This is a genomic window from candidate division TA06 bacterium (genome assembly GCA_016235665.1).
Lineage (GTDB): Bacteria > Edwardsbacteria > AC1 > AC1 > EtOH8 > UBA5202.
This window is the reverse complement of sequence record JACRJI010000014.1, coordinates 134,732-147,308: the sequence shown is the minus strand read 5'-3', so window position 1 is coordinate 147,308 and position 12,577 is coordinate 134,732. Positions and strand designations below refer to the sequence as shown.

Annotated in this window: 10 protein-coding genes; 3 read left to right on the top strand and 7 right to left on the bottom strand. The window is 35.2% G+C overall.

Translation table 11 applies throughout. The annotated features are described in order from the left end of the window. The first annotated feature begins 79 nt into the window (after positions 1-79). The gene (locus tag HZA73_09560; protein MBI5806280.1) at positions 80-721 is read left to right on the top strand and encodes a hypothetical protein; all 642 of its coding nucleotides are present in this window, start codon (positions 80-82) and stop codon (positions 719-721) included. Here the strand turns inward: HZA73_09560 and HZA73_09555 are convergent. The 4 genes from HZA73_09555 to HZA73_09540 all read right to left on the bottom strand — a co-directional run bounded on the left by HZA73_09555 (position 718) and on the right by HZA73_09540 (position 7,035). After that, entirely contained in the window at positions 718-2,730 is a 2,013-nt protein-coding gene (locus tag HZA73_09555; GenBank protein ID MBI5806279.1) for a helix-turn-helix domain-containing protein, read from the bottom strand. The genes HZA73_09560 and HZA73_09555 overlap by 4 nt on opposite strands. A 62-nt stretch (positions 2,731-2,792) precedes the next feature. Next, complete coding sequence (locus HZA73_09550; GenBank protein MBI5806278.1) at positions 2,793-3,953, bottom strand: hypothetical protein; 1,161 nt, start codon at positions 3,951-3,953, stop codon at positions 2,793-2,795. A 50-nt stretch (positions 3,954-4,003) separates the two neighbouring features. Beyond that, positions 4,004-5,491 carry a hypothetical protein gene (locus tag HZA73_09545; protein ID MBI5806277.1) on the bottom strand — a complete coding sequence of 496 codons (1,488 nt, stop codon included), beginning with the start codon at positions 5,489-5,491 and terminating at the stop codon, positions 4,004-4,006. Next, positions 5,470-7,035: a hypothetical protein gene (locus HZA73_09540; protein ID MBI5806276.1), complete on the bottom strand. Its 1,566-nt coding sequence runs from the start codon at positions 7,033-7,035 to the stop codon at positions 5,470-5,472. The genes HZA73_09545 and HZA73_09540 overlap by 22 nt, the downstream gene beginning before the upstream one ends. Before the next feature lie 680 nt (positions 7,036-7,715). Here HZA73_09540 and HZA73_09535 point away from each other — a divergent pair. Then, on the top strand, positions 7,716-8,291 hold the full coding sequence (locus HZA73_09535) for a hypothetical protein (GenBank protein MBI5806275.1): 576 nt from the start codon (positions 7,716-7,718) through the stop codon (positions 8,289-8,291). Here the strand turns inward: HZA73_09535 and HZA73_09530 are convergent. Together HZA73_09530 and HZA73_09525 are read right to left on the bottom strand one after the other, a co-directional pair. Continuing rightward, on the bottom strand, positions 8,288-9,493 hold the full coding sequence (locus HZA73_09530; protein ID MBI5806274.1) for a tyrosine-type recombinase/integrase: 1,206 nt from the start codon (positions 9,491-9,493) through the stop codon (positions 8,288-8,290). The two genes, HZA73_09535 and HZA73_09530, sit on opposite strands and share 4 nt — an antisense overlap. Positions 9,494-9,735: 242 nt before the next feature. After that, on the bottom strand, positions 9,736-9,888 hold the full coding sequence (locus HZA73_09525; protein ID MBI5806273.1) for a hypothetical protein: 153 nt from the start codon (positions 9,886-9,888) through the stop codon (positions 9,736-9,738). A gap of 612 nt (positions 9,889-10,500) precedes the next feature. Between HZA73_09525 and HZA73_09520 the strand changes: the two genes are divergently transcribed. Beyond that, positions 10,501-11,199, top strand: a complete 699-nt coding sequence (locus HZA73_09520; GenBank protein MBI5806272.1) for a hypothetical protein — start codon at positions 10,501-10,503, stop codon at positions 11,197-11,199. Between the two features lie 537 nt (positions 11,200-11,736). Here the strand turns inward: HZA73_09520 and HZA73_09515 are convergent. Then, positions 11,737-12,513, bottom strand: coding sequence for a hypothetical protein (locus tag HZA73_09515; protein ID MBI5806271.1), 777 nt, complete (start codon positions 12,511-12,513; stop codon positions 11,737-11,739). Between the last annotated feature and the right edge of the window lie 64 nt (positions 12,514-12,577).

The window sequence follows — 12,577 nt, the reverse complement described above, 5'->3', positions numbered from 1 at the left end:
TAGCCATGACTGAAAAGTGAACAATTGTGAACAAATTATCAAACAATAGTTTTATAAAACAAAAATACCCATGTCTTTTATGACATGGGTCGAATTAACTAAGGGTAAATATAAGGGATATATGGTTGATGGTTATACGCCTGGTGAGCCCTCTCTAATAAATACGGCTTACAAAATGATCAAACATGGTGGTCTATCGACGAAGGAAGCACGGAACCTGGAAAATAATTTAGAATATGCACATTCTGATGGTATGACCGAGAATAGCATTTTCATGTTATTCCAGAAGTTTAAATTATCATGCTTAAATGATAATTGCGCGCTAACCCAAGATTGCCATGCAAATAGTCCCGGTAAGCTTAAATGCATTAATCTGTATTATACAAGCGGCAAGAATTTTTCAAGCCTTGAAAGCAATGTACATCGGAAAGTAAAAGAACTGCCACATAGTTCAGTTATAACATTAAAAATAGAATATGCTCACGACAGACAATTACATCCGGGACAACACTATATACAAAATATTATTCTTTTCAATTCTGAAATTCACAAGACCGTTGATCCTAAGTATTGCATACATAATTGGATAAATACATTGAATTTCGCAATTAAAGAAGATAAAACCTATCTCGACTATAAATCCTTCTATGACGCCTGGAGTATATTTTTAGGCTATCACATGGATCGCATAATAGGATATAATCACAGAAGAATGGATTAATCTTTTACATATATTATGCAGAATTTTATCCCTGGTTTGATTTGTATGCCTTTGCCATATTCGCTGATAATGCAATCGTCTTTTTTCCACTTAGCTTTCTTCCTAATGTTGGATATCCATCGATTTACATTTTCATCGTCAATATTTTCTTTTTCAGATAATTTATATAACTCTTTTCTTTTGATTTCCCTTTTATAGTTAATAAACAATTCTTTCAAAACTGCCTTTTCTCTGTGGGCAAATTTCACAAGATTACCCCCTACATGACAGAATGTATCGCGATCATCCATCCAGAGCGCATATTGCTTGATATGCTTTTTTAATTGCGGTATATCATTTTCTATCATCGGACCTTCATTTGTTAGCACTTTATACACCAACTTTTGCTCACTATCTTGAAGCGTTAGTTCGTCATTATTGTCGGGCATTAATACTTTCAGCAAAACATATTGCTTAGCCTTTATTTCTTCCCTGTTTTTGCATTGATAAACGGATGTCACAAAAGACTCTAAACGCATTGCGGCAAAAATACCGCTCCTAAAATCATATTGCTGATAAATCTTTTTGATCAAAGCACAAAGGCTGACAAGTAATGTTTCATATTTTTCGTGTGAATTGTCATCATATCGATCAAGAATATCCATTATCTCCCTGCTCTCGTTTATTATCCCCAATATTTTCAAAGTGTCATTGTGGAGATTTATAAACATTGTAACATAATTCTGTTTTACGTAATCAATCAACATCCAATCATCGATCATAATCCTGCGCAATGTCGCATAGAGTGTTAGCAAATACAAGCGTGATGCATACGCCAAAGAATGGCTCCCAATAAATTCAGGACAATCAATAATATTATTGCATTTAGAATAGCTTTTGTTATTAAATTCCTTTTGCACGTCTTTTTCAATATTTCGTACTTTATTGTAAATATCTTCAAATGAACGTATATCAGATTCGAGAAGGTTATGCAGGCTCTCGTTTGTATCAATACCTTTATGGATTATCCAATATCCCCAATATTTATTGTTCCAAATATCATCTGCCTTTTTCTCACCACTCAAGTTTTTTCCTTTTTGTGCAAGTACGTGCTGGACTAAGGCCCATTCACAAGAAGTGATTGAGTGCTTTTTCGCTCTCACAAAATCATATTTACGCCAGAGAGCCAGCATTAATAATATATGAGCATTCCTTTTATAAATAGCAATATCCAACGACAAGGGATGGTATATTTCCGTTTTAATTACAATTCCTTTACCGGGATCATATGTCAGAATATAGTCGTTATTCTTTTTTGCCAAAAGAATATTATTTGCCCTGCGTACAGCCTGTAATAAATGGCAACCCGCTTCTAAATATTGCTTATTGGATATATATTGCTTTGCTAATGTCAAATGGGGGAATAATAATTGAATATAGTGCCCTCGATTTGCTTTGCTCCATTTTACCATATTCTCAATGTATTCCTTCGTATCGTTTTGCTCCTTGTATATCTCAACTAAACACTGGTGGGCGCTATGATTATTAATATTAAGACTTATAGCTTGTTCTGCTTCAAGAATATTTTGATCCCTGTTTTTACTCTTTATCTTTATGTTCGCAAGTGTACTGTATATGCCAGACAAGATCCTGTTTGCTTTCTTTAGGTCCCACGTTGTGTCCAGTAAATCATAGATTATATTATTGTGATTTTTAATATATTGTTGATATTCGTAAAGAAATTGAAGCCCCAACTCAATATCGTCTTGTTTTACGTGTTTGGGCATCATTTTATAACAACGGATCATCTCTTGGGCTGCCGTACGCACCACTAGATTATTCTTCATATCTTCATATGTTTTCGTGCACGCATATTTATAGAGCTGGAGCAATCCCTTCAAGTAATACAATGAATAATCTTTAGGATTTTGCATTATGGCATTATGGCACGACTTGATTGCATCATCATATTTCTTTTGATGCAACTGATGCGGGATATAAGATAATATTATTCGCTTGTCTTTTTGCATTGGTTTCTGCTTCCTTAATTAACCCATAAACAAAATGGGCTGCATAAGCAGCCCGGTTAATATCACATATAAAGTGATGACATTATTTTATCAAAGGTATCCTGGGATACCGGATGATCACAATATTTATTTACCATGATAATATATTGATCGACCGACATGTCATTGTCTACAACTCGAACATAATAGTGATCACCCACTTTCGTTGTTTCATCTGTACTACGTCCTCTAAATCCTCCCGATATTATTAACAACGATATATTGTTGTATTTATAAACAATATTCTCTACCTTTGCAATAATCTCTGTTATATCGCTTGTTCTAAAGATAAAATTGTTATCCTCAATGATAATTATACCTGGACTATCAGTTGACAATTGTTTTTGTTCCGTATATACTTTTGCCTCTAACCGATGGATATGGTTTACCTCGGCATCTGGGCCTGCAAAATCCCCCGGTTGCATCCCGCGTTCTTTCGCCCATTGTATTAGCTTTGGATTATTATCATTGGGTGCAATTGCAATATCCAATGTATGCGGAATACTCAACTGGCTAAATATATTTTCAGTTTTAGCCTTTATAGCAAATACCTGCACCTGATTTATTATTTCGGAAAGATGTTTTTCCGCCATAATTCTATACACCGCACCCGAGAAGGTTATTCCAGGCGTAAATTGAATAACACTCCTACTAATTGCAATCATTGTCTTAAAAGCCTCTTTCTCCCGCACGCTTTCATATTGTATGGATACTTCAATAATTATCAGTTCATCATTTTCTTCATTGACAATCTGAATGTCTGCTATTTTATTGCCTACGGGAGGATTGATCTTAATTTTAAATCCCGCCTTATGCAATTTATCTGAATATTTTAATAAAGATAGCGCCTCATGGTACCTATCTGGTGACTTGAAATATTTTATTAAGACTTTTCTTTGATCATATATCAAAGACCCTTTCAATGCATTTGCCACCCATATTATCCATCGTCTTGTATAAGCAACCATATTTATTAAGTTAAAGAAGATTGGATGGTCTTCACTAAACACCATATCCAAGAAATGCTCACCTAAAACATCTTTCACTGTCCTGAATGCGTCCTGAGCATCTTTTATTTCTTTCTCCGATAGACCCTCTATAGTTGTACATGAATTGGCCATTTTTGCCCATAAATCATCACCGGGCAATCGATCAATGGAAGAACTATATTTTGGATTAATCATTATAAATATTCCTTCTCACTCTCTTCATTATACACAACTTATCAATTGCTTTATGTTCCCCAATTCAAATTCACCGTTACCCTGTCTAATTGTTGGATATTTCCATCGCTAAAATATCTTTGGGAATGAATTCCATTATTATTCAATTCTGCAAACTGATTTACAATATGGACATCACGCAACTTCTTATTCCGATATGCATAGCTTAAAAGGTATAACTTTGAATAATATAAGTAGTATTTAGTCATTTGATTGGATTTTGATATTGACCATTCTGAGTCTATGAACATTATTTTGTTAATAAGATCTTTCATTTGGAGAAGTATGTCATCATCCGATACGTACGATGTGTAGTATGCTACGATGAAATCACAAAAGTCGGTAAACAGTATTTCATTCTGAAAGGCATCGTCAGACACTAATAATGAATTAATAAACGCTTCCCATTTTACAAAATTAATTGTAAGTAATAATTTGAATTGTTGCTCTGATGCAATGGGTGTAAAGTGTTCTAGTAATAGGTTTCTAGCCTTATGATTATTTGCATTTTTATCTATTTCAAAACATTCATATATAATCTCACTGATTTGTGAATCCGTCAATTGGGGCAACAGCTCACCCAATGAAGCGTTCAGCAATTCATCCATATTGAAATACTGAATTGCTTGTTTAAAGTATTTAAAATCACTCGAACAGATCCTATCGAGAGTATTTTTCACAGTTAAACATTCAGAATCATCAAAACAATCTTTTTTCTTTCGCTTTAATATTTGTCGAATCAATTCAAAGTTTAACCATTTATTATTCAATGTGGACTTATTAGCTAACTGTAGTAACTCATCCTTCCCAATGTTTTGTAAATAGAAGATAAATGACTGTGGGTGGTTTAATGCTGAAAGCACTTTCAGGAAATACTGGATATTCAATCGAGCAAATAATACAATTAAATTCTCAAGCAAATAATTGAAATGGAATCCCCGTCCACCAGCTTCAATGGCTTCAATCAGCTGGTAGGTACGCTTTATATTATTGTTAGTATAACCTTCTTCTGCCTCGATCATCATTTTCTTCTCGTGATAGGGTGCATCGGGAAGGGCTTGAATTTCAAACTTAAATCCAATCAGCAATTCCAATATAGAGTGCGTCAACGGTTGCAAACATGTTTCTGACAATTCTTGCTCGGACAATAAATAATTTGTTTCAATATTCAAAAAGCTATTCACGACTAAAAAGATAAGAACTGATTTTATATCAGCAGCAGCAATGGCTTTTTTTAGATAATAACTCTCCGTAAATATTAGTTGCGCAGTTTCTTCAATTATCTCTTTTTCTGTTTTATGTCCAGGGTTAACTGCATTAAAACACACCTGATAAATCTTATGATTTAATGCTCTTATATCCTCTTTCTTCTCTCCATTGATTATGTCTTCAATGTCTTTTGTTGCTAACGCCTGTAACAATCTGTTCAATTCATCATGCCCCGATGATGAACAACTAACTTGTAATGATTTAGATTTTATGGCTTCGGGTATTTCCATACAATGCACTCCGGGTGATTCAATTCACTCCACAATTCATTAAAAGCATCTACAACGGGTTGCGGATGAGAAACCTCTTGCAATATATGGTGATTCTGGCCATAAGAATTGACAGATGTTCCCAAGGAATATACCTGTGATCGCTTCAAACTACTATTACTCGGGAAAATAAGAAACCTGTCATGGAATGCCCATCCATAATTGGTATGCTGAACTCTGAATTCGAGATTCAGCTGGTGGTTATTATTTTGGGGATTGTTAAATACTCTCCGGTACTCTGTAATAATGTCAGTAACATCTTTGCCTTTTTTATGGTAAACAATCTTTACAGCATCATTAATTGAACCAATCGCCAGTAATTGCACTCCACCCGATGTGGAGAAATACAGCGTTTTTAAAATATCTAGAGGACTTAAAAATGGATCCCATAAGTAAACCCCATTCTCTCCTTTTGTCTGTATAAGATGTCGCAGGTCATTTAAGCTGTTAGCAATACCTTTATTATATTGTTTAAATGATAATAATTTTTCTAAATGCTTTTTTTCAGCATCGTACAAATTGTTTGTGATATAGTTGGTATAGTTTGCTTTCGAAGTTCTCCTTCTATTTCTATCGTTACTTGTGATTTGGATATTTTCAATATGCCCATCAATTTCAAATATTCTTGGCTCATGGCTGATTATGCCAACATCGAAATCAAACTCTTTAACAAATGTTCCACTGAATGTGGACAGCATCAAACATGGCTCCCTACGCCAGATATTTACCTGGTCAATTTGGTCCAAATTGCCAATATTGACAACTTGCTTATTGGTTTTATTATATTCTTCAATTTTTAATCCCATGTATATTTTATCCATAGTGGATTCCACTTGCAGCAAACAATCAGGCGGTTGTTGGATTAAAGGGTGCCAGGATATATCCAATTGGATACCATCCCATGTTGGAAGTGCTTTGCAATCAGTTTCAAGAATTGTAACTGGAAACTGAAAAATAAAATTCCCAATTCTATCCCTAACTACTGATAAATCAATAGGGACAAATTGTTTTATCTTATGGCATAGATTATTTAATTCATTTATTGCTTTCATATTAAGAAGAAAGGCAACATTGGTTTTATCTTCATCAAAAAATTCTAAAATGTATGAACCATTGTGATAATTATTCTTAAGGACATGATTCAGACGATTATTATCGCCCGATTGAATAAATTGCTTCGGTAGATATTTCAATTGCGGAAACTGGGAAGAACTTGCACCATTAAAGATCCATTTGTTTTGTGATTTTAGACTGCGGAAATTACTTTCACTATCACTTTTAGTATACCAATATCTATGAATACCTAAAGAATACTCATCGTTAATTGGTATGGGCTTGCAGAGATAATGATGATTGGTTTTATCAAATGGTTTTTCCTCCAATACGACTAACGTAAAAAAATTAAAAATAGCCCCATCTCCCTTTCTGTACAAGAATATTTCAGTCACTTCAGAACTCTTATAAAAGGCGATATTTCCATCTGTTGTCAGTATATTATAGTCCATAATATTCTCACTGTCTTTTGTGTTTATACTACCTGTACCGTAATAACTGGTTTTTTCGCGACACAAAATACTACAATAACCTTTTCACGTTATTTAACGTAAGAGTGGCGTTTTCCCAGATTGTAGCTTTATCAAAGATAAAGAAGAGACTTGGCATAGCGCATGGCTTCTTATAAGAGAATAGTAGCAAATTACCATATCTGTGTCAATTACAATTTTAATATTATTTCCTTTGAAATAATAGATTTTAACCCGTGTTATTTTTTTCATACTGCAATATGAAAACCATATTATGTTTCTGTTATTAGCTGCTCCGCTCGCCGAGGTCAGCCTTCCGGCTCTGATTGCCCGATACCATGTTCTGGGCAATCAAGATCGGCTTCCAGCTCGGCAGGAGGTCGCCCTGATGGGCGCCTTTTTGTTTCTTTTATTTGTTTTCTGTTTCTTTTTTGTAACCTGTTGAATAGTATGCTGATACTATATATTCTAATGTGGGATAGTGGAAGAACAAGATATAGTATCTAATGCCCAAAATAGGCCCTTGCATCCCACTAATTGTGTTTTCACTCTAAAGTGACGAAAAAACAAAAGGTTTTTATTTGACCATTATCTCTCTTTTCTGGGCAATCACTATACTGATTGCTTACAACTCCAATAAATAGCAAAAGAGGCCCTAAAATGTGGCAGCTAATGGTATTGTAGGGGTGAAGCAAAAGAAATTGATTCTTTGTTTCTATAAGCCGATGAGCCCATCCGAACTGAACAAGCAATGTGCCTTTGAAAAGAATTATATCAGTTATTGCTTGCGTGTATTAACACAGCATAAACTGGTTCAATGTTTCATTCCTTCTGCCAAAACAGGCAGGATCTACGGACTCTCTCCAACGGGAATAGCATTAAGAAAGGAATTGATTCTATCGGAAGAAAAGGATGATCACATTCCAAATGACTATTTAATTCCAGGAAGAATCAATTGGAATTTATATGGTTGGGTACTGGCCGGCAAGGGTCGAAAGGAATATCTGAAAATAATGAATAATTACTCTAAGATCAAAGACGGAACATTCAAAGCAAGTCATATTTTTACCAGATTCAGATACGAGGGAATAAAAAGCACCCCGCGGACCGAAGTCTACAGGGCGATAAAACAATTTTTTAATAAAAGATTGTTGATAAGAATTCCCGATGGGAAAAGAGGAGTTAGATATAAGTTGACCGAGACAGGGGAAAATATAAGCGAGCTTTTATCAGTTTAGTCAGTTTTAAAAGAGATATTCAATGGCATATCAGACTTCGATATCATCTTTTTCATTACCTTTATAATTTCCTTCTTTACTTCCGGGTGATTCTCTATCACCTCCTGGGTGATTTTACTGGTGATATTCAATTTATCAATAAGTTTCCAGATGCTGCTATTTTCGTCCTTAAGTCTGGTCATGGTTTCTTTGATCTCCTGGTTTTCTTTTTTAATTTTAAGCACTTCATCCGTAGCAACCAATTCGGCCGTTTCCTCCTCATTAATGCCCTCCCTGTCAATATATCTGGCGGGTTGATCGCTCGACATGCTCCATCCATAACGATAACACAATTGATAGGACGATAATTTGTGGCAGTAATAAGTGGCCGAAGAATGCCTTAACTGGTGGACATGCACACCTTTCTTCAACACTTTTCTGGCGAGTCTTTTGATCACCATCCTCACGCCATCGTAGCTTATAGGGAAAAGCTGCGCCTCGGGATTGTTTTTCTCAGGATGCTCCAGAAGCCACTCTTCCAATATCTTCGTACACATAGGAAGACTAACTGTTCGTGGCTTGGTTTTAGAGAATTCTATTCTTACTTGATAATAATTGTCACGCTTGATTAGGTGTTTCAACCGTATGTTCAGGAATTCCTCAATCCTGGCACCGGAATCAAACAGTAACATAACCAGCGCCCGGTCCCTGATCAATGCCGCCTTATTGACCATCCTGTCGATTTCTTCCCGGGTAAGCGCGGGCACCTCTTTTACCGGATCAATTGTTTCCATGAAAGAATAATCAAGATTGCTGAGACCTTTTCCTTTCATCCAGTTGCCATATTTTCTAAAACCCTTTTTATAATATACTTTGGTAGAATCGCTGTATTTCCTACCATCCCTTTTCCGATATTTGTCCTTGTCAAATGCAAGGACAAATGTTTCAAATTCATCCTGTGTTATTTTATCAAAGCGTTTATTCATCAAATGAGAAAACAATTTCAACATATCAAGAAGTCTGTTACACCGACTGGGGCAAAGTTTTTTCTTACTCCTGTTTTTTACAGTTTTCCCGGCTTCGCAATCTCGGAGAAATGCCAAAATGAGTTTTTTGTTTTCTGGAATAATATATTTGTCTTTAGCCAGAGTTCGTAACGCAACTTCATATTTATGAATGCTATCATGGATATCAATTTTTCCGACGGGTATAGATGCTGTCATAGTATAAACTATTAATCACACATATATAAATGTTTCCAATTTTCGAACAAATCTGTTCAACGCCCCTGGAAGAATCCAGGTAAGTCTGTTCACTTTTTGGAAACAATTATTTTTGTGAATGTTTCCAATTTTCGAACAAATCTGTTCAACGCCCCTGGAAAACCCCGAACAATTTTGTTCGTTTTCAGGAAACAACTCAACCCCATCGGAAAGGCCTATTCTATATAATCAGGGTATCATAATTAATAAATGTTACTGTCGCTATAATTCTTTTTCGCTTCGTCATATAATTCTTCGAATAAATCAAGCAAACGGTATATATCTTTTGGTCTTTCTTTTTTAGGCGTGTCGCTATCCTTGCATTCATTTGACAATACACGGTCATCTATTGCCATTTTATCGATAATCCATACCAACTTGATTGCTATGGTTCTTCATCCGCTCGATAACATGATTGAGTTTCATGTCGATATCGCGTAGAACATCTGAAATCGTCGCCAGCCTTTTTTCACATCGCCGTAGAGATCTTTCGCATTTATTTAAACCTGGTCTTCTTCCTGCCATTCTGTACCCCCTTTATTTTCAGACCGAAGGATCTCCTGGATGTAACTGACTGGTTTTATCTCGACGATTTCTGTTCTAATGATGAACCATTTCCCGTCTTTGCTTTTGTTTATTCGTGTTTGTATTATCGGTGATCTGTCTTTTCTGTTGTTGTTTAGATATTGTGGTGCCATACAATATTCTGGAAGGGAATTTATAAAAGGGTTGTAAGCAAATAATATTAAAAATAATGCTTGCTTATTTAATATATTGTGCTATAATTATAGGTTAATTAAAAAATATAAATATTTTTATTTTATTTGAATTTTTCTCTTGACAATATTGACCGGACAAGGACATTTATGTTATTCTATTGTTAATATATGCACCAAAACAACTAAACCACAAACGAATAGGAGCAAGCTTTATAAGGAAAACATTCCTTAATAATTAAGGCTTAAAATATGAAAAATCTTGAAATTATATCGGGGGGGATTAGTCTACTCCTTATAGGTGGTATATTATCCCGCGAGATATATAACATTCTTAGTAAACCAACCCCAAAAGAATACGAGGTGTACGAAGATAGACACGCGGTTTGGGATACTATCAGTGATATTATAGATAAAAGCAAACATGGAACTTTATGGGGTTTAGCTGGAGAGTTCAGTCCTGATTTTTATCGATCTATTAGAGATAAATTACACGATTTAGCCATTAATAATGGTCAATGCATTTTCCTGGGCGGACCTCATATTCTTGTTGAAGATGCAGACTACGAAAAGTATGTAAAAAATGGTGTAAATAGTGATGAATACTGGAAAGCACACCCATATGTGGACTTAGCTCATGCCTTTCCAAACAATATAAAGCTATATATTAAGCAAACAACAGATAGAGAAAAATTACATTGTTTTTGTTCTGACAATGAATCGGCCTCATCAGTTATTGAAAAAGGGCACCCCGAATTGCAGAAATCCCCAGTATTTATAGAAAATGATAGTGCTACAATATATTCAGACTTGCGTGAACGTTTTTATTTTTTAGTAAAATCCAAAGAAGCAATACTGTGGAACCCTTCAGCCGCTGATGCATCAAAATACATAAAATATGTTAGCATCAATGAAATGAAGCAAAGACAAGAAAAACAACAAGGACATTGAAGTGGATATTCTTTTTAATAAACTAATTCCCGTTGCAATGCTTTCCCTTGGTTATGTTGCAATTCTCGTTGCTATATACGTATTTGTGATACCACATCTATACCCAGAGAATAAAACAAGAACTACCTTTACGATTAGATTAAACGCGCTGAAAGACAAAAAACTTTTTGATGCAATCAACTATGAGTCACCTAAATGTGATTTTGATTGGTATAAATGTGTGCGCTTATTTGTTATGTTGGTTTTTACAATCTTTATTTTTTACACATTGACATTATTATTACCAAAAATAATTGATTGTAAATATGCACCCATTTGTAATATTATTTGTTATTCTTTACTTGCTATAGAAACTATCGTATTCTGCATATTAATCTATAGTTTTTTTAAATACTTCCCCAAATGGCTATCAGATGAGCGTAGTAAAGAATTCCCTTCAGTACCCCATAACTAAATTAGACTATTCAAAAAGGCAATGACCAAATTGGGCTTATATCATCGCCTTTTTGTTATTACATACATTTTCCATTATATACTTCACCCCCCAATCACCCCCTCTCCCGGTTTTATTTCCTTCCACCAATCATATTCTGCCTTAAAATATTCCAAAGCCTCATAGATGTCCTTAAAACGGTAGGTGTATTTCCTACGAGGCATAATACTCGGGCTGTTGCCAGTAACTTCAACATGGATCCAATTACCTGGTTCGACCTCAACCAAATTCCAGCTGTGTGCTGAATCCAAAACTATGTCGGCGTTGAAACCGTTTCTTTCCAGCCAATATTCCATAAAAGCGCTCATTTCTGAGCAGTCGAAGACATGTGCTTCGTAAGGCTTCAGCCACTTGATGGCTAAAGCCTTTTTTAAATTCTCCAGACCGTATACTCTATCGCGAACCAAGTAATAATCGTCTACCCTCTTTTTTACATATATCACCCTCGGCAGCTTATAGGTGAAAGTTTCTCCTACCGAGACTATGTTTCGATTATTACTTCTGAATGCCCGACGTGGTATTGTGCTTAATATCCGATAAATGGTCTTCTTTGATACTCTGGCCATATTAATGCCTTCATTCCTAAAATGCCTTATAATTGAATTTACAATTGCCTGAGAGACTGTTGGATCCTGCAAAGAGATTGTAACCCCTATTATTTCTCCTTTGGTCCTGATAGCTTCATTTATCAGGTCGCGTGGAATTATTACCGGTACATCAATCGCCTTTGGTTCTGGCTCAATTTCTGGTTTTGTCTCGATATACTCATAGCATGAGATCATGATAAGAGCCAACAGAATGAAAAGTATCACGCGTTTCATGGTTTTTCCTTTCGTTTAAACAAAGAGAGCCGGGTGTTTGCACCCAGCTCTCTTTTTGATTTTG